Below are 21,136 nucleotides of genomic sequence, written 5' to 3'. Positions count from 1 at the left end.
AACTCCTGGCCTACAGCGAGGTGGAGGAAGTCTCCGGCTATGTGGGCAATTTCCGCGCTCGCGTGCGCCGCAAAGCCCGCTATGTGAAGGAGAATGAGTGCACGGCCTGTGGCGATTGTGCCAAAGTGTGCCCGGTCGTGAGCATGGATGAGTTCCAGACCGGCCTGTCCACGCGCCGTGCCATCTACATCCCCTTCCCCCAGGCGGTGCCGTCCGCCTACGTGATCAATATGCAGGAATGCCTGGGCTACAACCCCATCGCCTGCGGCAAATGCCTGGACGCCTGTGAGAAGAAATGCATTGACTTCGACATGCGCGATGAAATATTAGAGTTGCAGGTCGGCGCCATCATCGTGGCCACCGGTATGGACACCTACGACCCCACCGAACTCGACGAGTACGGCTACACCCGCTATGAGAACGTCATCACCAGCCTGGAGTTCGAGCGGCTCATCTCCGCCGGCGGCCCGACGGGAGGACATTTCGTGCGCCCCAAAGACCAGGTGCGTCCGCGACGCATCGGCTTCATCCAGTGCGTGGGCTCGCGCTCTGAGGTGCGTGGCAATCCCTACTGTTCCAACATCTGCTGCATGAATACGATTAAGGACAGCCTGCTCCTCAAGGATCACTATCCTGACACCGATATCACGGTCTTCTACCTGGATATTCGCGCTTTCGGCAAAGGCTTCGAGGACCTCTACCGCCGCAGCAAGGAGGCAGGTGTGCGCTACATCCGCGGCCTGCCAGGCGAGGTAACGGAGATTAACGGCTCCGGCGACCTGCGCCTGGTGGTGGAAAACACCACCACTGGCCGATTGGAGACGCACGAGTTCGACCTGGTGGTGCTCTCTATCGGGGCCATCCCGCGGCGCGACAGCGAGACGGTGCGCAAACTGCTCACCCTCTCGCGGGCCAGAGACGGTTTCTTCCTGGAGGCACATCCCAAACTCAAGCCCGTGGACACCCCCACCCGCGGCGTTTTCCTCGCCGGTTGCGCCGAATCGCCCAAGGACATCAAGGAGAGCGTTACCCAGGCCAGCGCTGCTGCCGCTCGTGCCGAGATCCTGCTCAGCGCAGGGGAGATCAAACTGGAAGCCCTCACGGCGGTGGTGGATCGCGACCTGTGCACCGGCTGCGGCGCGTGCACGCGGGTGTGCCCCTACGGAGCCATCACCCAGCCGGCGAAAAAAGAACCCGTCCAAGTAGTGGCGGCTGCCTGTGCGGGTTGCGGCACCTGCGCCGCGGAATGCCGCTTCGGGGCCATCACCATGCGCCATTTCACCGATCAGCAGATTTACGCCCAACTGGACGCCGCGCTGGCCGAGAAGCCGGCGGAAACCATCGTGGTCTTCGCCTGCAACTGGTGCTCCTACGCCGGGGCGGACACGGCGGGCACCTCGCGCTTCCAATATCCGCCCAACGCCCGCGTCATCCGCACTATGTGCAGTGGGCGGGTGAACGAGGATTTCGTGCTCTACGCATTCCGCAAGGGCGCGCCGATCGTGCTGGTCTCCGGCTGTCACTACGCCGATTGCCACTACATCAATGCCAACCGCCAGACCCAACGGCGGGTGGATCGGCTGTGGGATCGGCTGGAGCGCCTGGGCGTGCGCCCGGAGCGGCTGCAACTGGAATGGATCAGCGCCGCTGAGGGCTCCAAGTGGGCGCAGGTGATGACCGAGTTGGAGACTATGCGCCAGAAGGTGACAATGGAGGAGATCGAGCAAACGATCCAGGTGCTCACCGCGGAGGAAGCCAAGAAGAAGCGGAAGGTGGGGGCGTAGCGATGGCTGAAGTCAAGATGAAATGCCTGCGCTGCGGGCACGAATTCAGCGGCCCGGATGACCCGGAGGTGGAGCGGGTGTGCCCCAAGTGCCGCAGCAATAGTGTGCGGGTGATCAGGGAGCCGGTGAGAGAACAAGGGGCTTAAGCCCCCGCCGTATAGCCTTGCGAAGGTTCAGAACCTTCGCAAGGCTCATCTTGATTTACCTGCCTTGTGCCACGGCGGGAGGAAAGCCGCCGTTACAGGTTTGCTCTTATTGAATTGTCGGGGAATTCCATGCCAGGGCTTATTCTCCAGTTTCAGACTCGCCAGCGGCTTTGCGTTGGTGCTCGATCTCCTGGACCAGATCCTGAACAGTGCGTTCGCCAAGCCAGCGATGCCGTTCGGCGGTATAGTCTCCGTATCCCGTTTCAAACTGCTGTAGGAATCGCACCAAGCCCACTGGCCCCAATTCACGAGACAGTGCCTTCAATCCTGTCAAGCGGATTTGCTCCAGCGTCCTCGCAGCCGGACTCATATTAGCCTACCTCCCTTAGCCACGTCAAAGGATTCTCTACTCGTATACCCAATTGCTCCGCATGAGCAGCCAATTTACGTAACAATTCGTCATCTGTGGTCAGAAAAACTTCTGCTCCACTGCTTTCAGCGCAGGCGAGATGTAGGGCATCAAACGCCGATATTCCCCAAGCCTCGAACCGTTGAGCTTGCTCTGCACAATCTCCTATCGATTATGGTCGCCAGTCGGTAGGGTAGTCGGAGGCGAAGTTGTAGGTCAGCCTCGTTACCCCGCTCCCGTCGGCGTTCATCACGTAGACCTCACCGTTGCCGTCCCGGTCGGACCTGAAGGCGATGAGCCGTCCGTCCGGCGACCACATCCCAAACGAATCGTATGCTGGGTTGTTGGTCAGGTTCCTGGGGTTGGTGCCGTCGGCGTTCATCACGTAGACCTCATCGTTGCCGTCTCGGTCGGACGTGAAGGCGATGAGCCGTCCGTCCGGCGACCAATAGCCACCGAAATCGTCTGCCGGGTTATTGGTCAGGTTCCTGGGGTTGGTGCCGTCGGCGTTCATCACGTAGACCTCAACGTTGCCGTCTCGGTCGGACATGAAGGCGATGAGCCGTCCGTCCGGCGACCAATAGCCACCGAAATCGTCTGCCGGGTTGTTGGTGAGGTTCGTGGGGTTGGTGCCGTCGGCGTCCATCACGTAGACCTCATAGTTGCCGTCCCGGTAGGACATGAAAATGATCCTGCCTTTGTCCTTCAGGGCTGGCGGAGGGGGTGGCTGGGTCGATTGAACATCACCTTCCGTCACGAAATAGCCTGTATATGCGACTTTCCCTTCGTCTGTCTCTAGGACAAAGAGTAACACCAGCGGCAATTTGCCTACCTCCAGTTCAAATGCTTGAGTTTTCTCATATCCGGGAGGCACAGACTCTATTGTGGAAGCATCAATCACTCCGTCGGCATACATAAACTGAATCTGCCCTGAGATATCATAACCCCACAAGTTCTTTAGTTTGAGGGACAGAGGAACATGATATTGCCCTTTCTCATCCAGACGCGCCTCTGCCGATAGTAAGGTCATCTCAGCGAAGTCCGGGACGGTGTAAGTTTCCCCTACCTCTTTGAGGGCCTTGAGTTCAGTTTCGCTGATCGGGAAGGACGCTGGCTTAGGCAGTTCGGTATCCACTTCCCAAGACACAGAGTTGCCTGTGCGCTGGTCGGTGAACATGACTTTTAGGTCCTGGGCCACCTCCGGCACCTCGCCATAGGCGTAATAGCGGGTCCTATATCCCGGGGGAAGATAGACGTCTGGGCGGTATCCCCATATGAAGCGCCAAAAGCCAATCCAATGGGGCTCTGACAAAGGGTAACTGAAACCTCGTGAATCGACCAGCTGAATAGATACCGGCATCACCCCTGTGCTCAGTTTCTGGAGCGCGCCGCTGTAGTTTTCGACCATGAACTCCACATAGCCATATTTGTACCCCTCCCGGGCTTTCACCCCACTCCACTCGTCAAGCCTCCAGAAAGAAGTGGGCGTCACCAACCACTTGCCCTGCACTTCCAACGCTTTTTCCGGGGGAGGTGAGGTAGGCTTCACAGTGGGGGTGGGAATGGCGACTTTCGGCGTACGAGTTGGGGTGGCCCCGGTCACAGGTGTAGGCGAGCCCCTGCCGCCGGGCGATGGTATACAGGCCACAACCATAGCGGCAACCAGCACCAATAAAGCGGCGGTCCGAAAGTTTATTGCTTGCATTATCTTACTGCCTCCCTATGTACTAATGGCCAAGACCAAGCGGCATTAGCCAAACCTATTGCAACGAACCAAGCGAGACCGAGAAGGGCTCTCGGACCTCGTCGAGCCAACCAAAGACAATCGGTTATGATGTCAGTCGCTATCTACGCCACAGAAGACAGAGACCCATCACGAACACAACAAGCGCTGTGCTTACTGGACAGGGCAGAGCAGTGCGCGAGGTCTCGGTCAGAACCGCCTCGGCCGATTCCCCGAAAGTGAGATTGTACCAGATGGCAGTGTTCCCCTTGAGTTCATCAGCATTGCTTGATATGATCTTGCCCCCGGTCAATCGCAGAGAGACTGTTCCTCCCAATAAACCTGCCGGCATTGCCGAGAAGACGACGCGACGCTCCCTGGACGATTCATCCACGTAGATCGTGGCCATACCGCTGAAGGCCGTTTCATTCAGCTTTTGCAGCCCTCTCCCCTCTATCGAGACGATGTAGGTGATCCCTCCGTCTCTCTGAGGCTCTTTTTTCCAGGTGTAGCGTACATCTCCTTCTTTCAATTTCGTTGCCGCCTGCTCGCGCAACGATGCCTCTATGGCCTGTTCCCCTCCCAATTGCATCACCTGCTGGGCCGTGAAGGAGAGGCGAACCTCTGCTTTCCACTCTTCCTGCGGGTAGAAGGTAATATGAGCTTCCACATAGCCTACACAGCCTGTCAAGGCTAGGAGGGCCAAGATGCTGATAGCCAAGTAGAGCGCCCTGCGCCAAGGGTACGAGGCTACCTGAGGCAACGTCTCTATGGTCTGTTGATCCACATGAGATGCCTTGGACATGATAATTCTCCTTTCCCTATTTGACTAGAAAATTCAGTCGTCCAGCATACTTTTCAGACTACTGGGTGGGTCCTGCCTCCAGGCGCAGCGCCCCGGCCATCATCAGCCCTAACTGCTCCACATCGGCCCCTTCGCCAGGGACAATGCCCACGATCTCGCCCTCGTACATCACGGCGATGCGATCGCTCAGGGCCAGGATCTCGTCCAGATCCTCGGATATCAGCAGGATGGCAGTGCCCCGCGCCCGCTCTTCGAGGAGTTTGCGGCGGATGTACTCGGTAGCGCCGATGTCCAACCCACGCGTGGGCTGGGCGGCAAGCAACAACTTGGGCTGGCGCGACAGTTCGCGGGCCAAGATGAGCCTCTGGATGTTACCGCCGGAGAGATGTCTGGCCGGAGTCCTGAGGTCAGGGGTCTTCACATCGTATTCGCTGATCTTCTGCGTGGCGTAGTCCTCAATGGCGCGCCGGTTCAGGAACCAGCACCGATTGAGGGGCAGAAAGCCCCCATCGGCGAAAGGCCTCTGGCCATGGGTTTCCAGGATCATGTTCTCGGCCACTGAGAAGTCGGTGACCACCCCCATCTGCAGCCGCTCCTCCGGGATATAAGCGAGCCCCTGCTCGATGATGTCGCACGGCGAGCGGTTGGTCACATCCTGTCCGTCAATGAGGACTTTGCCCTCCCTGGCCGGGCGCAGGCCGGCGATAACCTCAGCCAGTTCTCGCTGCCCGTTACCCGAAACCCCGGCAATCCCCAGGATCTCCCTCTGGTGCACGGCCAGAGAGACCTCTTTCAGGGCCGGCAATCCCTTATCGCCTAGGGCTTCCAGACTCTTGACTTGCAGAATCACCCTGCCTTTTTCCACCTTCTCCTTGGGCAGCCGGAAGAGCACCTCCCGCCCCACCATCATCTGGGCCAACTTCTCGGGAGTGGCATCGCTGCGGTTCACGGTGGCCACCACCCGCCCGGCCTTGAGCACCGTGATGCGGTCGCTGAGGGCCATCACTTCGTGCAACTTATGGGTGATGAAGATAATGGCGTGTCCCTGTTCCGCCATACGGCGCAGGACAACGAAGAGTTCTTTCACTTCTTGCGGGGTGAGGACTGCAGTGGGCTCATCCAGAATCAAAAGGGCTGCTTGGCGGTAGAGGGCCTTAATGATCTCCACGCGCTGTTGCTCTCCTACCGCAAGTTGCCAGACTTGGGCCCGGGGGTCCACTTTCAAGCCATAGGCCTGGGAGATCTCGTTGATTCGCTTTTCCGCCTGGGCGAGATCTAATAGTGGCTCCCGAGGCGAGGGCAAGCCGAGAACTACGTTTTCTGCTACGGTGAGGGGTTGGGCCAGCATAAAGTGCTGGTGGACCATGCCGATGCCCAACTTGATGGCCTGATAGGGCGAACCGATCACCACACGACGGCCATTGACGTATATCTCCCCCTCGTCGGGTTGGTAGAGGCCGTAGAGGACATTCATCAGGGTCGTTTTGCCCGCCCCATTTTCGCCTAACAGGGCGTGGATTTCCCCAGCATGGACGTCGAAGTCAATGTGGTCATTGGCCAGGACGCCGGGGAATCTCTTGACGATGCCCCTCATCTCCACGGATTCGATGCGTTTCTCTAAGCCCAGGGCCTCTCCTTGCGGATTCACACTTTGTTGGCTCACCTTTGTTTACCGCCCTTCGTTAGTGTGGGGAGGAGGCTCCCCTCTGCGGGTTTCCTCCTCCCCTCCCGCCGTCTATTCCTTTGGCAGTTCAATCACCAACTCGCCGCGCATAATGGCCTGCTTGGTGGCCTCGATCTTGGCTTTCACCTCTTGCGGGATGAGATGCTCCAACTTGGGGTTGTAGCGCAACTCCAACTTGCCGTTGGCATAGTCCAATACCAGGTGCTCACCGCCGAGGATGCCCGCCTGGTGCAGTTTGATCATGCGTCGCACCACCTCATCCCAGATATAGACTTGGGCTGCCAAGCAGGTATCTGGAGCGAGAGAGGTTTGCTCCATATCGCTGTTGAGGACGTAGACGCCGGGCCGCTCAGCTGCCGCCTTGGTCATGGCCACGCTTTGCTGGGCGGTGCCGGTGAGGATGTCAGCCCCCGCATCCATATGGGCGATGGCCATCTCGTTGGCTTTGACAAAGTCGGCGAAACTGCCCGTGTAGGTTTCCAGCACCACCACGCTGGGATCTTGCGCTGCCACACCCTGCTTGAAGCCCTCGTTATACTTGATGGCGTCGCCACCGCGCACTGGCCCTACAATGCCCACGATTTTGCTCTTGGTCATGGCTGCCGCCAGCATACCCAACAGATACCCGCCCTGCTCCGCTGCAGGCGCATAGGCGAAGATATTGGGGCCGGTTTGGAAGCCAGTGCCGTAGGCGAAACTGATATTGGGATACTCGGGCGCGATCTCTTGGAGGAGCGTCTGGTATTGGGCACCGTGGCAGATGATAAGGTCATAACCCCGCTCCGCGTAGTCTCGGACGGCTGCCCCGGCATCCACAATCTTGTACAGGTTCTCGGAGACGGTGAATTCCATGGCATCACCCATCTCCTCCTTCACTGCTTTGACGCCCTCGTACATGGATTGGCTCCAAGCCATGTCATCCATCGTGCTGGGCAGGATGAGGGCCACCTTGAAGACCTCTGGCGGCTTAGTGGGTTCTGGCGTGGCCGTAACCACTTCGCGTATGACCTTGGTCTCCACCCGCACGATGGGTGTGGGGGTGGCTGCTGGCGCGCAAGAGATCAACATGGCCAACACCATAAGCCCGATCAACATAACCGAAATACCCTTCTTGCTCATCTTCTCCCTCCTGTAAGTCCTATGGTTATCTGAGATAACCTTTTGGTTCTTCAGAGCGGGCAAGGCTCGCAGATCGTTTGTATGCTCCTCTCACCTCCTCGTGATGCGGATTTTGAGTAGCAACCGATTTTTTACCTTTCGCCCCTGGTGTAAGGCTTAGACAGAGCCAGCGGCCCACGTGCCCGGCCCACCGCGGTGGCTAATACCACGATGGTCAATACGTAGGGCAACATCACCAAGAATTCGTAGGGGATGGGAGCCCCAATCACTTGGATCCACATTTGCAACGCGTCCAATACGCTGAATAATAGAGCGCCGACCAGGACACCGTAGGGATGCCAGCGGCCAAAGCAGACCAAGGCGATGGCGATGAACCCTCGCCCGCTGGTGATATTGTCCACGAACATGTTCATTTGCCCGATGGTGAGGAACGCACCGGCAATGCCCGCCAGGATTCCGCCCAACATAACGCAGAGGTAACGGATGCCATATACGCTCACACCCAATGTATCCGCAGCCTCTGGGTTCTCTCCCACCGCTCGGATCTTGAGTCCGAGCGTGGTGCGAAAGAGAACGAAAGCCGAGACTGGCACCAGTGAAATCGCCAGATAAACCAAGATATTCTGCCGGAAGAGAACGGGTCCGATGAAAGGCAGGTGGCTGAGCCCGGGGATCTCGATAGCCGGGAAACCCCTCACGCCGGTGACAGCGCCGAAGGTGAGTCGGAAAAGCAGCCCCGAAAGCCCCCAGCCCAGGAGTTGCAGGCCGATGCCCGCAATCCCCTGATTGGCCTGCAAATGCACGCTAATGAGGGCCATAAACAGGCCCATCAACGCGCCGACGATAGCGGCTGCCAGCAGGCCCATCCAAGGGCTGCCCAGGGTGTAGGCTGCCCAGAAACCAATGAAAGCACCCATCAACATGATCCCATCCACGCCCAGGTTCAATACGCCCGAGCGCTCGGCAAACACCTCTCCCAGACCAGCGAAAAGGAACGGGGCAGCCAGGCGAACACCAGTCGCCAACACGCCGATGATGAAACCTTGGCTGAAAAGCGTTGTCCCCATCCTTATCGTTCCTTCCTCAGGGCGAATATCTCGCTGGAAACCACAAAAATCACCACCAGCCCTTCAATAGCCACTACCAGGCTGGACGGGATGCCCACCGTACGTTGCATCATATCGGCCCCCACCAGGAGAGCAGCGAAGAAAAAGGCGGCCGGAACGACACCGGCGGGGTGCAATCTGGCGAACAAGGCCACCACAATGCCCGTGAAACCGTATCCGGCAGAAATACCGTCCAGCAAACGATGATGAACACCGGTCACCTCAATTGCACCTGCCAAGCCTGCCAATCCGCCGCTCAGGGCCATGGCCACAATCATATTTTGGGCCACACGGATGCCGGCATAACGGGCAGCCCGAGGATTGACGCCCACCACTCGGATACGGTACCCGAGAGTGGTCTGCCACATGAAAACGTACACCAGAGCAGCGCAGACCACGGCAATGATGAGGCCCAGGTGCAGTCTGGATTGGGGGATCAGTCGCAGCATCCAAGTGGAAGCGGGGATCAGTGCCGATTGAGGATAGCCCGTGCCATAGGCGATCTCTTGGGGGTCTATCATCGGCCCGCGAATCAAGTAAGTCAATAACAAGAAGGCGATATTATTCATCATAATGGTGATGAGGACCTCATTGGCCCCTACCGTTGCCTTGAGCACACCTGGGACAAGCCCCCAGGCCGCGCCGGCAGCAATACCGGCCAGTAGGACCAAGGGAGCAAGTAGAAAGCCCGGCAGTTGACTGAATGTGAGGGCCACCCAAGCACAGGCGACAGCGCCCAGGATGATCTGCCCTTCGCCGCCGATGTTCAGCACCCCACCGCGATAGGCGATGACGATCCCCAAACCGACCAGCATAAGAGGGACGGCCTTTACCAGGGTCTCGGTAAGCCCATAGCGGCTGCTGAAGGCACCTAAGAAAAGGGGCTTGTAGGCTACCAAAGGGTTCGTGCCGGCCATCAATAGGAGGACAGCGCCTACGGCCAGTGCTGCCAGAACGGCAAGGATCAGGATCGCCAAGTCGAGCAGCCAGCCTTGTCGCTTAAGCCAGAGGGGCATTTTCATTTTCACACCCCGGTGTGGAAAAGTGGAGAATCTGCCGGCTCTGGGTTCGACGGGGAGGGTAGCAGACAAAATCTCTGACCAGGAACTACCTCTCCTGACTGCAATCGCCTGCATTTCCAGTATAGCATATTTCACGTGAAAACGCAATACCCTTCGCCATAGTTTGGCACAAGGCGCGGCGGTCGGGTATAATAGCATTCAGTGCTCCAAAGGAGGATTCATTCCTATGTCTGACGAAGAGGTGGCTCTCAAAGATGAGACCACCAAGAAGACTAAGCGCCGGCCTCGCGGCGAAGTGCGCCTTTTCGGCAAGTGGTGCAAGGGTTGCGGCCTGTGCATCGCCTTCTGCCCGCAGGGAGTCTTCGAGGCCAACGGCGAGGGGCGGCCCGTGGTGGCCCATCCCGAGAAATGCACGGCCTGCGAATGGTGCGTTGTTCACTGCCCCGACTTTGCCATCCAAGTGCATCGCCTGGATGATCAGGAGGGTGAGGGATGACCGCGCAATTCATGCAGGGCAATACCGCTTGCGCCGAGGGCGCTTTGGTGGCTGGGTGTCGGTTCTTCGCTGGTTACCCCATCACTCCCTCATCGGAGATCGCGGAGATACTCTCCTACCGCCTGCCCGCCCTAGGCGGCAAGTTCATCCAGATGGAAGATGAGATCGCCAGCCTGGCTGCGGTCATCGGCGCGTCGGTCGGGGGGATGAAGGCCATGACTGCCACCAGCGGCCCCGGCTTCTCCCTCATGCAGGAGAACATCGGCTACGCGGCGATGACCGAGATCCCCTGTGTGATCGTCAACGTGCAGCGGACCGGCCCCTCAACTGGCCTGCCCACCTCCCCGGCCCAGGGCGACGTGATGCAAGCCCGCTGGGGCACCCACGGCGACCACCCGATCATCGTCCTCTCTCCCTCTTCGGTGATGGAGACGTTCCATCTCACCGTGACAGCCTTCAACTTCTCAGAGAAATATCGCACCCCGGTGATCTTGCTGATGGATGAAGTGGTGGCCCATATGCGGGAGAAGGTGGAATTGCCGCCGCGGGAGCAAGTGGAAGTGGTGGACCGCGTCCAAACCAACGTCCCGCCGGAATGGTATTTCCCATACGAGGAAACAGCCAGCGACGTACCGCCCCTGGTGAGTTTCGGGCAGGGGTTCCGTTACCACATCACCGGCTTGTTCCACGATCAGCGCGGCTTCCCGACCGAACGGCTGGATGAAATCCAACCCTGGCTCAAGCGGGTGTTTGCCAAGATCCACAACAACCTCGGCGACATCCTAATGTACGAGGAAGAGAGCATCCCAGGAGCACGCACCGTGGTCTTGTCCTACGGCGCGACGGCTCGCTCGGCCCGGCACGCGGTCAGGCTGGCTCGGGCGCGCCGACACAAGGTGGGCTTCTTCAAACCTCTCACCATCTGGCCTTTCCCTGAAGAGGCTGTGGAACGGCTGGCGCACACTGCCAAGCGCATTGTGGTGCCGGAGATGAACCTGGGGCAATTGGCACTGGAGGTGGAACGCGTGGCCGGGCGTCATAAGGTGCGGCGCGTGAACCGCGCCGATGGGGAATTGGTCACGCCACAGCAGATTTTGGAAGCCATCGAGGGTTGACATAATGTCCACGAAGTTGCGCGAAGAGCACGAGGTTTACGACTACCTGCGTCATAGCAAGAAGTTCCCGGTGATGTGGTGTGCGGGTTGCGGCATCGGCATCGTCCTGGGGGCCATCATCCGCGCCATAGACCGCATGGGATTGGACAGAGACCGCGTGGCGATGGTCTCAGGCATCGGTTGCACTGGGCGGATGCCGGTGTATGTGGACTTCAATACCATGCACACCACCCACGGGCGGGCGCTGGCTTTCGCCACCGGGCTCAAATTGGCGCGGCCCGATATGTATGTCTTAGTGGTGATGGGCGATGGCGACGCCCTGGCTATTGGCGGCAACCACTTCATCCACGCCGCCCGGCGCAATATGGACCTCACGGCCATCGTGGTCAACAATAACATCTACGGCATGACCGGTGGCCAGTATTCACCCACCACGCCCCAGCACATGCGGGCCACCACCGCCCCCTATGGCAATATCGAGCCGCCCTTCCCCCTGTGCGAACTGGCGAAAGCGGCGGGGGCGTCGTTTGTGGCCCGCAGCACCGTGTACCACGCCAAAGAACTGGACCGGCTGATCGAGCAGGCCATCGCCAGGCGTGGGTTCTCCGTGGTGGAGGCGGTCAGTTACTGCCACACTACCTACGGACGACTGAACCGGCTGGGCACGGCAGTGGATATGATGCGCTGGCTGAAGGAGAATAGCGTCACCCTGGCCCAAGCAGAGAAGATGAGCCCCGAAGAGCGCGAGACGAAGATCGTGCGCGGGGTGCTGCTCGACCGCGAGGGCCCAGGGTACGTGGATCTGTATGAAGAAATCATCCGACAGGCGAGGGCGGCAGAAAATGGCTAAGGGAGCAACCAAAACGCCAGGCCGATACGAGATCCGGCTGGCTGGAGAAGGAGGCCAGGGCCTCATCCTGGCGGGCGTGATCCTGGCCGAGGCAGCGGCCATCTATGATGGCAAGAACGCGGCGCAGACCCAATCCTATGGGCCTGAAGCCCGCGGTGGGGCGAGCAAATCCGAAGTAGTGATCAGCGAGGGGGAGATTGATTACCCCAAGGTGATCGAAGCCGACCTCTTGCTGGCCATGAGCCAGGAAGCGTGTGATAAGTACTATCACAATTTGAAGCGCGACGGCATTCTGGTGGTGGACTCGGTGAACGTGACTCGCGTGCCCACCAGCAAAGCCTATCGGGTGCCCATCACCCGCCTCGCTGAGGAGGCCACTGGCAGGCGCCTGGTGGCGAATGTGGTGAGCCTGGGGATCATCGTCGGCTTGACGGGGATAGTCTCCCGCCAGGCCATTGAGGCGGCGGTGTCGGCCCGAGCGCCCCGGGGCACAAAAGAATTGAACCTGCGGGCCCTGGAGGCTGGCTTCCGGGCGGCGGAAGAACTGAAGGCACAGGCATGGTGAGATGCCACGCTTGAGCGAGTTCTATGGCATTGTAATTGGCATGTTTTATGAGGATCACCCTCCGCCTCACTTTCACGCTGTCTACGGCGGGCAGCGGGCGCTCATCGGGATTGATCCGATTGCAGTATTACAGGGCTATTTGCCGCGTCGTGCCCTGAGTCTAGTGTTGGAATGGGCGGCTTTGCATCAGAGAGAGTTGCTCACGAATTGGGAGCGGGCTCGCCGACATGAACCGCTGGTGCCTATTGAGCCCCTGGACTGAGAGAGGAGGCAACAGATGCGCACAGTTATCTCGGTGAAGGTGCTGGAACCTTATAAACTAAGCCTGACCTTTGACAATGGTGTGACTCGGGTGGTAAACCTGCGGCCGTTGCTCTACGGGCCCGTGTTTGAACCCCTCCTTGACCCGGCGGAATTCGCCAAAGTCGAAGTGGACCCAGTGTTAGGAACCATTGTCTGGCCCAACGGTGCCGACTTCAGCCCTGAGTTTCTGTATGAATGCGTCTCGGACACTATTGCTACACCAGCCGAGCGTTGATTGGGTTGACGGTGAGTTTCAGACCCTGCAATGGGCGGTGGAAAAATGAAACGACGTGTCCAAGTCCATTCTACGGTGCGGGAATATGACGGCTTCTTCAAGATAGACCGCGCCGAGGTCTCCTACGAGCGCTTCGATGGGCGGATGAGTCCGCCGGTCACGCGCTACGTATTTGAGCGCGGCGACTCCGTGGGTGTGTTGCTCTATCATCCTGGGCGCGATAGCGTCATCCTCACCGAGCAGTTCCGCTATCCGGCTCACGTGCATGGCGGCCCGGGCTGGCTGATCGAGATCGTGGCTGGCATGATCGAGGAGGGGAGCGACCCACTGAGCACAGCCAAGCGCGAGTTGTTAGAGGAGGCGGGCTACGAGGTGCAGCGTCTGGAACACGCGGCTACCTTTTACCTCTCACCCGGCGGTTCCTCGGAGCGACTCCATCTCTATATAGGTGAAGTGAGTGACGGGGCGAAGATCGCCGCTGGGGGAGGCATCGGCGGCGACGAAGACTTACGGGTACTGGAAGTCCCCCTCTCCCAGGCGCTGGATATGGTGCGCGATGGGCGCATTGCTGATGCCAAGACCATCATCGCCCTCCAGTGGCTGGCCCTCTCCCTGGGGGCCGCTGGCCAGCGATGAGCCCCTACACTTTTCACGAACCCTTGGCTGCCAGTGACCCGCTCTTGGCTGCCACGGCAGCCTTTTTGCGTGCCCAGGCACCGCGCGCCTACTTAGTGGGCGGCTGGATACGCGATCGCCTGCTCGGCCTCCTCTGTCATGACCTCGATTTCGCCGTGGACGGCGATGCCCTTTCGCTGGCCCGTCGTCTGGCCGATGAACTGCGTGGCGCTTACGTCGTCCTGGACGCGGAACGGGGGGCGGCGCGGGTGGTAGTGTCCTGTGGCGGGGTGCAAACGCTCGTGGATTTGACCCGCCTCCAGGGGCCAGACATCCTGGCCGACCTGGCCGGGCGAGATTTCACGGTCAATGCCATGGCTGTGGAAGTGGGAGAGTTGGATGCGCCTGGCGCGACACTGATGGACCCCTACGGGGGTCTGTGGGACTTGGAGGCTGGCGTCCTGCGCATGGTCAGCCCGACCGCCTTTCAGGATGACCCGCTGCGTATCCTGCGTGCCGTGCGCCTGGCCGGGGCACTGGGGATGACCGTCGAGCCCGGCACCGAACAGGCGATGGCCACCGCTGCCCCGCTTCTCACTCGGCCCTCAGGGGAGCGCGTGCGAGATGAATTAGCACAGATCCTGGTGCTCCCCAACGCCGGCGATCGGCTGCGCCATCTGGACAAAGTGGGTGCCCTGACGGTGGTTTTCCCTGAATTAGAACCCCTGCGTGGGCTGGCCCAACCGCCACCCCATTACTACGACGCTCTCTCTCACTCGCTGGCCGCAGTGGATGCACTGGAGGCGGTGTTAGAACTGCATGGCACGCGCCACGGGGTTGCCAACGGCGGTCTGGCTGGGGAGACATTGGCTCCTTTCCTGGGCCGACTGCGCCAACATTTAGAGATACCACTGGTTGGGGGACGACCTCGGATGGTGCTGCTCAAACTGGCGGCGTTGCTGCACGATCTGGGCAAACCGGCCACCGTGCATACAGTGGAAGATGGCGAGGCCTTCGCTGGGCATGAAGCCCTGGGCGCGGCACTGGCGGCAGGGGTGCTGGAGCGACTGCGCTTCGGGGTCCGCGAAATCCGGCTCGGCCACGCCATCGTAACCTGGCACAATCGCCCTTCATATTACAAACGCCACCCCAGCGACCCCAGGCTCGATGCCTACCGCTTCTTCCGCGAGACCGAGGAGGCAGGGATAGACGTGCTGCTGCTCTCCCTGGCAGATCATCTTGCCACGCGAGGGCCTAATCTAGACCGGGAGCAATGGCGTTGGCATCTGAGCGTTGTGGGGTCACTATTGCGTGCCTATTATGAGGATTACGACCGGGTGGTGAATCCGCCTGCTCTGGTGGATGGCCACTTGCTGATGAGTGCGCTGCAATTGTCGCCTGGGCCCGAGGTGGGGCGGCTGTTAGAGGCCATTCGCGAAGCCCAGGTGGTCGGTCAAATCACCACGCCGGAGGAGGCTGTGAACCTGGCACGGACCATGATACAATCCCGGGAGGAGGAATCACATGCCTGACAAGCAGAGGATCGTGATCAGAGTAACGGAGATCCAGGGACGGGGGGAGTGCCATCTCGGGCATAAGGTCGGCGATTGCTGGGAATACCCCGATGATGTGAACAAGATGTGCGGGATGCTGCTGCACACCATCTACCCGGATATCCGGGTCCTGCGCTTCGGCGGCAGTTTCCCCTGGGACGAAGACCCCGATAGGCACTACCTCTGTTGCCCTGACCCCCATAACCCCGTGGTCGTGGAGATCGCCCGCCTGAGCGAGTGAGTGCCGTGGTACTATTGGATTTGGAGTTGCAGATCGGTGTGGCCAAGGTCTCCAAATACGCCGTCAGCGAGAGCGGCGACACCTTAGAGATGATCGAGCGGCCCCACGGCGGGCTCTCCCTCGTTCTGGCCGATGGGCAGCGTAGCGGTAAACCGGCCAAACGCGTCAGCAACCTGGTGGTGCGCAAGGCCATCTCCCTCCTGGCCGAGGGCGTGCGCGACGGGGCTGCTGCCCGCGCCGCCCACGACTATTTGCATACCCACTACGAGGCCAAGGTCTCGGCGACGCTCAACATTGTCTCGGTGGATCTGGTAACCCGCACCATTGTCATCTCGCGCAATAGCCACTGCCCGGCCTATGTCTGGTCTCGGGGCCAGATGCGAGTCCTCAACGAGCCCAGTCAACCCATCGGCATCTACCCTCGCACCCGGCCGGTCATCACCGAGTTGGAGATCGTCGCCCCTACCTATGCGGTGGTCTTCACCGATGGCGTGCTGGACGCCGGCAGCCGGGAGGGGAAATCCCTAGACGTGGCTGCGCTGATCGGGGAGTTCGCCCCAAGTGGTGGGGCGGCTCAGGCTCTGGCCGACGAGATATTGCGGCGTTGTTTGGAGTTGGACCGAGGTCGCCCGGCAGATGACACCAGCGTATTGGTGCTGGCCGTTCTGCCGCGCACCTCGACGGACGAGGCGCGGCGCATGACCGTGCGCTTCCCGATGTGAGGGTGGTATCGGAACGCCTGGGACGGTGGGCGAGTGGTGAGCGAGGAGCAGGGAACTGAGCCGCGCCGGCCGCGCATCGCAGTGGTGGGCGTGTGCGGAGCGGGCAAGACAACCCTGTTGCGCCGGTTGGAGGCTCTGGGCTACGACGTCCGCGAGCCAGCACAGGAGCACTCCGGCGTCCGCGACCTGTGGCGGCGACTGACCAAAGCCGACATCCTCATTTATCTGGGGGCGCGGCTGGAGACCGTGCGCGCCCGCGGGCGACCCGATTGGCCGGACTGGCTGCACGCCAAGCAAATGGAGCGCGTGGCCTATTCCCGCCAGCACGCTGATATCTGCGTGGAGACCGACGATCTGACGCCGGAGGAGGTATTCGAGCGAGTGAGGACGGCACTCGTGGCGCTGGTAGGAGAGCCGGGGACGTAGCAGCCAAAGCGCCTGACAGAACTCACCGCTGAGAGCGCAGAGTCCGCAGAGATTTGCTAAGCGTTGTTAATGCAGGAACTGAGTAAACGAGTACACGAGGCCGGTGTGGATCAGCGTGCTGAGGAGGAGGACAGCCCAGAAGTCGAGGTGTCGCACTTTGTGCCAGAAGACGAACATGCCAGCCCATCCCCCGAGAAAGCCCCCCAGCAGAGCCAGCACGTGTAACACCATCTTCGGCACGCGCAATCCCCCCTGCTCTGCCTGGAACTTGTCAAAGCCATAGAGGAAGAACGTCGCCCCACTCCAGGCCGCCAGCCAGGCGACGTAGATGTGCCCATCGGTGGCGAGATGGAAAATGACGTACAGGATACCTGCTATGATGGTGGCGATGGTGGCGAAGATGGCCTTGGGATCTGCCCGGCCTTCGGGGCGATGGGGTTCACTCTCTCGAGTCATTAGTTCGCACCTCTCTTGGCTGGGGGTATTATAGCATGTCCTCGGTGCCGTCGCAACTGGGGTTCGAGAGACGGTGATGCGGCGGGAGCGCCGTTGACACACATTCCGGCCCATGCTACAATGTATCTCAAGGAAGTAGTCTCGCTAACTTGCTTGCGCGGTCCGTGCAGCGGACATAAGTACGGAAGGTGGTGCCGACGATGAGTGTTTCTCAACCTCAGGAATACTACAACAACCAGGCCCTCTTCTCCGATCACTACCTCGCAGAGCGGATGAATGCCCACCCGGAGTGGGGAGAAGACATCGGCGGGGCCTTCTCTCAATTGCAGGACCTCTATCGCGGGAAACGCCCCTTCTTGGACGGCCTCAACGAGGCCCAGACGGAGGAAGAGTTCATTCGCCCTGTCTTGGAGATCCTGGGATTCGCTTACATCCCCCAGACAGGCTTCACCCACGCTGGCCGACAACTAAGACCCGACTATGCCCTCTTCACCGACAGGACAACTAAGGACGAAGCCTACCAATTCCTCCAAGACGAAGGTAAGTTCTACCCCCGCGCCCTGGCTATCTGCGATGCCAAGTATTGGGGCCGGCCCCTCGACTTCGAGCAGAGAGACGACCCCCGCGACGAATTCAAGAACACCAACCCCAGTTTCCAGATCGTCAACTATCTGGTCGGGACCGACGTGGACTGGGGTATCCTCACCAATGGGCGTCTTTGGCGGCTCTACTATCAGAAGGCGCGCTCCCGGGCCTCCACCTACTACGAGGTGGACCTGGCGCGGATCCTGGACAACGGCGACGGTGAGGCCTTCCGCTATTTCTACCACTTCTTCCGCAGGGCAGCGTTGGTGAAAGACCCGGCCACAGGTCGCAACTTCCTGGAGCGGGTCTATGAGGGCAGCGCCACCTACGCCCTCCAGGTCCAGGAGGAGTTGAAAGGGTTGATTTTCGAGAAAATCGTCCCCATCCTGGCAAAGGGCTTCGTCGAATGGCGCCGCACCGAACGCGGCATCGCTCAGGAGACCGAGGATTCGCTGCGCCAGATCTTCACCGCCACCCTAACCCTTCTCTACCGCCTCCTCTTCCTCCTCTATGCCGAAGCCCGCGAACTCCTGCCCGTTTCGGACCTGCAGAGGTACTATCCGTATAGCCTCACCCGGATCAAGCGAGACGCCGTCGAGCGTCTCAATGGCGGGCGAGCGCTCTCCACTGTCTCTGACGATGTGTGGAACGACTTGGCGGCCCTCTTCCGCATCATTGACCGCGGCGACCCGGCCCTGAACGTGCCCACCTACAACGGTGGCCTCTTCGACCGCCGGAGCCCCAAGAATGCCTTCTTGGAGGAACACCGCATCGCCGATTACTACCTGGTGCAGGCCCTGGACCACCTGACTCGACGGGACGACCCCGACACAGGCGAGCGGCGTTTTATTGACTACAAGGACCTGGACGTGCGCCACCTGGGCTCTATCTACGAGGGACTGTTGGAGTTCCACCTGCGCATCGCTCAGGAGGACCTGGCGGCGGTCAAAGTGCAGGGCGTTGAGGTCTACAAGCCGCTTTCCGAGGTCAAGGAGTCGAGGCGGCTGGAGGTAGTGCGCAAAGGGGAACTCTATCTGGAGAACGACAAAGGGCAGCGCAAGGCTACTGGCTCCTACTACACCCCCGATTACATCGTGAAGTACATCGTGGCCAACACTCTCGGCCCCATCATCGAGGAGCGGGCCAGGCAGTTTGCGGAGGTGATGGCGGAGATCGAGGCCTGTGAGAAGAGATTGAGGCGGGCGAAATCCCCCGGCACGACCGGGGTTGGTCGCAACGAACTGGCGGATTTGGAGCAGAGGGCTGTCCAGACCTTGCTCGACATAAAAGTATGCGACCCGGCTATGGGCAGCGGCCACTTCCTGGTGGAAGCGGTGGCCTATCTCACCGACCGCATCATTGACATCCTGAACCAATATCCCGAAAACCCCGTGCTGACCCGGCTGGCGACTATTCGGAAGCAGATCTTGGCCAACTTGGAGGAGCGGGGTATCCGCATTGACCCCGCCGTGTTGACCGACACCAACCTCCTGAAGCGGATGGTGATGAAGCGCTGCATCTACGGGGTGGACCTGAACCCCATGGCCGTGGAACTGGCCAAACTGAGCCTATGGCTAGATAGTTTCACCGTCGGCGCGCCCCTCTCCTTCCTGGACCACCACCTGAAGGTGGGCAACTCCCTCATTGGAGCGCGGGTGCAGGAGGTGCGGGCGGAACTGGAGAAGACAGCCGCGGGCCAGTACGACATGTTCGGCGGGCCTTTCGCCGGGCTTCTGACGGCCACCGAGTTGATGCGTGGAGTGGGCCTACGCACCGATGCCACCTTCGATGAGGTGCAGGAGAGCGCCGGGTTGTACGCCGACTTCGAACGAGCCATCTTGCCCTACAAGCGGGTGTTGGACCTGTGGGTGAGCCAATACTTCGGCAACAAGCGGGCCGATGAATTCCTGCGCCTCTATGGGACCAAGGCGCTCCAGGCGGTGATGAACGAGGGCCAGGGCCTGTCTCCGGAGTACCGACAGGCCATCCAAACCGCCCGCCGACTGTGGGAGGAGAAGCGCTTCTTCCACTGGGATCTGGAGTTCCCCGAGGTCTTCATTGACCTGGAGCGGAGCGATTGGAAGCAGAATCCAGGGTTTGATGTGGTGGTGGGGAATCCGCCGTATGTAAGTACGAAAGTTATTCCTTTGGATGACAAGGCTTATTTTAAGCAGGAATTTGAATCGGCAACCGGTCAATACGATTTATACGGCCTAATGATAGAGCGGTCGTTGGAGGTTTTGAAGGAAGACGCTTGGTTTGGATTTATCACATCTGATACATTTCTGGAAAATGTTGATTTTCGTGCTCTTAGGAGTCTTATATTGGATTCAGCAAGAATCGAAGCGCTGGCTGACTTTGGCGAAACTGTGTTCGAGGATTCTTCTTTAGACGTTGCTGTCACCATTTTGAACAAACGGCAGAAAGAAAAGTTACGAGATAGCAATAAAGTGCGTATTTTCATTGGGGCCGCGGACGAGATGCAAGATCCAAATAAATGGCATTTATTGTCACAAGGAGCGTTTCGGAGGCTGGAAGGGCATTGTTTCAAAATCCGGCTTCGAGAGGAGGTGTTTGCTCTGATTCAAAAACTCCAGAGGAAATCGGTACATTTGGGCACCTTAGTCAATATGACAAGGGGGATCGAGACAGGATCGAACGATGATTCTATTGTTGCCGCACCCAAGTCAGGGTATGAGGAAATCTTGGTGGGACAAGATATAGCTCGATACGAAATCTCTTTTGCCAATCGCTATATGCCTTTCGATGAGAGCGACCCTTCGAAATTCAAGACAAGGGATGTTTATACACAGCCGAAAATCTTAGTCCAGCGCATTCGGAATCTAACCCTAGAAAGGCGTTTGATTGCGACTTTGGACACGAGAGGCTACTTCACTTTGAATACACTTCGGATACTCACCTTGAAAGCGGAGAAGTACTCGCTTTTTTACTTACTGACGATAATCAATTCGACGCTTGCAAACTTCTACTTCAGGCATCTTTTCAACAACAAAGACATCTATGCTTATCAGCTTGCTCAGGTGCCCATCCGCCGCATCGAGTTCACCACGCCGCCAGAGGAGCGGCGGGCGCTGGTGGAGGAGGGGAAGGGGCTGGTGGAAGCGGCCCTCACCCCCGCCCTCGCTGCGCTCGGGCGCCCCCTCTCCCAAACTTGG

General features: G+C 59.5%; 22 protein-coding genes. 14 read left to right on the top strand and 8 right to left on the bottom strand.

What is annotated here, in order from left to right; all coding sequences use genetic code 11:
* Positions 1-1,784, top strand: a 1,784-nt coding sequence (locus H5T64_12530) for a hydrogenase iron-sulfur subunit (GenBank protein MBC7265164.1), incomplete at its 5' end; no start/stop codon positions are given.
* 2 nt (positions 1,785-1,786) lie between these two features.
* Positions 1,787-1,930, top strand: a complete 144-nt coding sequence (locus H5T64_12525) for a hypothetical protein (GenBank protein ID MBC7265163.1) — start codon at positions 1,787-1,789, stop codon at positions 1,928-1,930.
* A 139-nt stretch (positions 1,931-2,069) separates the two neighbouring features.
* On the opposite strand, the gene H5T64_12520 is transcribed toward H5T64_12525, so the two are convergent.
* The 7 genes from H5T64_12520 to H5T64_12490 form a co-directional block, all read right to left on the bottom strand.
* Positions 2,070-2,300, bottom strand: coding sequence for a hypothetical protein (locus tag H5T64_12520; protein MBC7265162.1), 231 nt, complete (start codon positions 2,298-2,300; stop codon positions 2,070-2,072).
* A gap of 211 nt (positions 2,301-2,511) precedes the next feature.
* A complete protein-coding gene (locus H5T64_12515; GenBank protein MBC7265161.1) occupies positions 2,512-3,021 on the bottom strand; it encodes a PD40 domain-containing protein in 510 nt (169 codons plus the stop codon).
* Between the two features lie 1,162 nt (positions 3,022-4,183).
* A complete protein-coding gene (locus H5T64_12510) occupies positions 4,184-4,867 on the bottom strand; it encodes a hypothetical protein (GenBank protein ID MBC7265160.1) in 684 nt (227 codons plus the stop codon).
* Between the two features lie 58 nt (positions 4,868-4,925).
* Complete coding sequence (locus H5T64_12505) at positions 4,926-6,461, bottom strand: ABC transporter ATP-binding protein (protein MBC7265159.1); 1,536 nt, start codon at positions 6,459-6,461, stop codon at positions 4,926-4,928.
* Positions 6,462-6,602: 141 nt separating this feature from the next.
* Positions 6,603-7,670, bottom strand: a complete 1,068-nt coding sequence (locus H5T64_12500) for a BMP family protein (GenBank protein ID MBC7265158.1) — start codon at positions 7,668-7,670, stop codon at positions 6,603-6,605.
* Positions 7,671-7,801: 131 nt separating this feature from the next.
* Positions 7,802-8,737: an ABC transporter permease gene (locus H5T64_12495; GenBank protein MBC7265157.1), complete on the bottom strand. Its 936-nt coding sequence runs from the start codon at positions 8,735-8,737 to the stop codon at positions 7,802-7,804.
* A 2-nt stretch (positions 8,738-8,739) separates the two neighbouring features.
* Entirely contained in the window at positions 8,740-9,798 is a 1,059-nt protein-coding gene (locus H5T64_12490) for an ABC transporter permease (protein ID MBC7265156.1), read from the bottom strand.
* A gap of 226 nt (positions 9,799-10,024) precedes the next feature.
* On the opposite strand from H5T64_12490, the gene H5T64_12485 reads away from it, so the two are divergent.
* From H5T64_12485 to H5T64_12435, 11 genes are all read left to right on the top strand, one after another.
* The gene (locus H5T64_12485; GenBank protein ID MBC7265155.1) at positions 10,025-10,294 is read left to right on the top strand and encodes a 4Fe-4S binding protein; all 270 of its coding nucleotides are present in this window, start codon (positions 10,025-10,027) and stop codon (positions 10,292-10,294) included.
* The gene (locus tag H5T64_12480; GenBank protein MBC7265154.1) at positions 10,291-11,409 is read left to right on the top strand and encodes a 2-oxoacid:acceptor oxidoreductase subunit alpha; all 1,119 of its coding nucleotides are present in this window, start codon (positions 10,291-10,293) and stop codon (positions 11,407-11,409) included. Before H5T64_12485 ends, H5T64_12480 begins: the two co-directional genes overlap by 4 nt.
* Before the next feature lie 4 nt (positions 11,410-11,413).
* Positions 11,414-12,259, top strand: coding sequence for a 2-oxoacid:ferredoxin oxidoreductase subunit beta (locus H5T64_12475; protein ID MBC7265153.1), 846 nt, complete (start codon positions 11,414-11,416; stop codon positions 12,257-12,259).
* A complete protein-coding gene (locus H5T64_12470; GenBank protein MBC7265152.1) occupies positions 12,252-12,824 on the top strand; it encodes a 2-oxoacid:acceptor oxidoreductase family protein in 573 nt (190 codons plus the stop codon). The genes H5T64_12475 and H5T64_12470 overlap by 8 nt, the downstream gene beginning before the upstream one ends.
* Position 12,825: 1 nt before the next feature.
* Positions 12,826-13,086 carry a DUF4160 domain-containing protein gene (locus H5T64_12465; protein ID MBC7265151.1) on the top strand — a complete coding sequence of 87 codons (261 nt, stop codon included), beginning with the start codon at positions 12,826-12,828 and terminating at the stop codon, positions 13,084-13,086.
* 15 nt (positions 13,087-13,101) lie between these two features.
* Positions 13,102-13,362 carry a DUF2442 domain-containing protein gene (locus H5T64_12460; protein ID MBC7265150.1) on the top strand — a complete coding sequence of 87 codons (261 nt, stop codon included), beginning with the start codon at positions 13,102-13,104 and terminating at the stop codon, positions 13,360-13,362.
* Between the two features lie 45 nt (positions 13,363-13,407).
* Positions 13,408-13,998 carry an NUDIX domain-containing protein gene (locus H5T64_12455; GenBank protein ID MBC7265149.1) on the top strand — a complete coding sequence of 197 codons (591 nt, stop codon included), beginning with the start codon at positions 13,408-13,410 and terminating at the stop codon, positions 13,996-13,998.
* Positions 13,995-15,509 carry a CCA tRNA nucleotidyltransferase gene (locus H5T64_12450; protein MBC7265148.1) on the top strand — a complete coding sequence of 505 codons (1,515 nt, stop codon included), beginning with the start codon at positions 13,995-13,997 and terminating at the stop codon, positions 15,507-15,509. The genes H5T64_12455 and H5T64_12450 overlap by 4 nt, the downstream gene beginning before the upstream one ends.
* Positions 15,502-15,771 carry a TIGR04076 family protein gene (locus H5T64_12445; GenBank protein ID MBC7265147.1) on the top strand — a complete coding sequence of 90 codons (270 nt, stop codon included), beginning with the start codon at positions 15,502-15,504 and terminating at the stop codon, positions 15,769-15,771. Before H5T64_12450 ends, H5T64_12445 begins: the two co-directional genes overlap by 8 nt.
* A gap of 89 nt (positions 15,772-15,860) precedes the next feature.
* Positions 15,861-16,493 carry a serine/threonine-protein phosphatase gene (locus H5T64_12440; GenBank protein MBC7265146.1) on the top strand — a complete coding sequence of 211 codons (633 nt, stop codon included), beginning with the start codon at positions 15,861-15,863 and terminating at the stop codon, positions 16,491-16,493.
* 36 nt (positions 16,494-16,529) lie between these two features.
* The gene (locus H5T64_12435; protein MBC7265145.1) at positions 16,530-16,919 is read left to right on the top strand and encodes a hypothetical protein; all 390 of its coding nucleotides are present in this window, start codon (positions 16,530-16,532) and stop codon (positions 16,917-16,919) included.
* Positions 16,920-16,985: 66 nt separating this feature from the next.
* On the opposite strand, the gene H5T64_12430 is transcribed toward H5T64_12435, so the two are convergent.
* Complete coding sequence (locus H5T64_12430; protein ID MBC7265144.1) at positions 16,986-17,375, bottom strand: DUF1294 domain-containing protein; 390 nt, start codon at positions 17,373-17,375, stop codon at positions 16,986-16,988.
* Positions 17,376-17,575: 200 nt separating this feature from the next.
* Between H5T64_12430 and H5T64_12425 the strand changes: the two genes are divergently transcribed.
* A partial coding sequence (locus H5T64_12425) for an N-6 DNA methylase (GenBank protein ID MBC7265143.1) occupies positions 17,576-21,136 on the top strand: 3,561 nt, incomplete at its 3' end.

The sequence above is a fragment of the Chloroflexota bacterium genome (assembly GCA_014360825.1).
Lineage (GTDB): Bacteria > Chloroflexota > Anaerolineae > UBA2200 > JACIWT01 > JACIWT01.
Note: the sequence above shows the minus strand (reverse complement) of the source record. Positions and strands in the feature narration are given on the sequence as shown.

Coding starts and splice junctions, on each gene's coding strand:
- H5T64_12525 (MBC7265163.1), top strand. CDS start 1,787: ATGGCTGAAGTCAAGATGAAATGCCTGCGCTGCGGGCACGAATTCAGC.
- H5T64_12520 (MBC7265162.1), bottom strand. CDS start 2,300: ATGAGTCCGGCTGCGAGGACGCTGGAGCAAATCCGCTTGACAGGATTG.
- H5T64_12515 (MBC7265161.1), bottom strand. CDS start 3,021: ATGTCCTACCGGGACGGCAACTATGAGGTCTACGTGATGGACGCCGAC.
- H5T64_12510 (MBC7265160.1), bottom strand. CDS start 4,867: ATGTCCAAGGCATCTCATGTGGATCAACAGACCATAGAGACGTTGCCT.
- H5T64_12505 (MBC7265159.1), bottom strand. CDS start 6,461: ATGAGGGGCATCGTCAAGAGATTCCCCGGCGTCCTGGCCAATGACCAC.
- H5T64_12500 (MBC7265158.1), bottom strand. CDS start 7,670: ATGAGCAAGAAGGGTATTTCGGTTATGTTGATCGGGCTTATGGTGTTG.
- H5T64_12495 (MBC7265157.1), bottom strand. CDS start 8,737: ATGGGGACAACGCTTTTCAGCCAAGGTTTCATCATCGGCGTGTTGGCG.
- H5T64_12490 (MBC7265156.1), bottom strand. CDS start 9,798: ATGAAAATGCCCCTCTGGCTTAAGCGACAAGGCTGGCTGCTCGACTTG.
- H5T64_12485 (MBC7265155.1), top strand. CDS start 10,025: ATGTCTGACGAAGAGGTGGCTCTCAAAGATGAGACCACCAAGAAGACT.
- H5T64_12480 (MBC7265154.1), top strand. CDS start 10,291: ATGACCGCGCAATTCATGCAGGGCAATACCGCTTGCGCCGAGGGCGCT.
- H5T64_12475 (MBC7265153.1), top strand. CDS start 11,414: ATGTCCACGAAGTTGCGCGAAGAGCACGAGGTTTACGACTACCTGCGT.
- H5T64_12470 (MBC7265152.1), top strand. CDS start 12,252: ATGGCTAAGGGAGCAACCAAAACGCCAGGCCGATACGAGATCCGGCTG.
- H5T64_12465 (MBC7265151.1), top strand. CDS start 12,826: ATGCCACGCTTGAGCGAGTTCTATGGCATTGTAATTGGCATGTTTTAT.
- H5T64_12460 (MBC7265150.1), top strand. CDS start 13,102: ATGCGCACAGTTATCTCGGTGAAGGTGCTGGAACCTTATAAACTAAGC.
- H5T64_12455 (MBC7265149.1), top strand. CDS start 13,408: ATGAAACGACGTGTCCAAGTCCATTCTACGGTGCGGGAATATGACGGC.
- H5T64_12450 (MBC7265148.1), top strand. CDS start 13,995: ATGAGCCCCTACACTTTTCACGAACCCTTGGCTGCCAGTGACCCGCTC.
- H5T64_12445 (MBC7265147.1), top strand. CDS start 15,502: ATGCCTGACAAGCAGAGGATCGTGATCAGAGTAACGGAGATCCAGGGA.
- H5T64_12440 (MBC7265146.1), top strand. CDS start 15,861: ATGATCGAGCGGCCCCACGGCGGGCTCTCCCTCGTTCTGGCCGATGGG.
- H5T64_12430 (MBC7265144.1), bottom strand. CDS start 17,375: ATGACTCGAGAGAGTGAACCCCATCGCCCCGAAGGCCGGGCAGATCCC.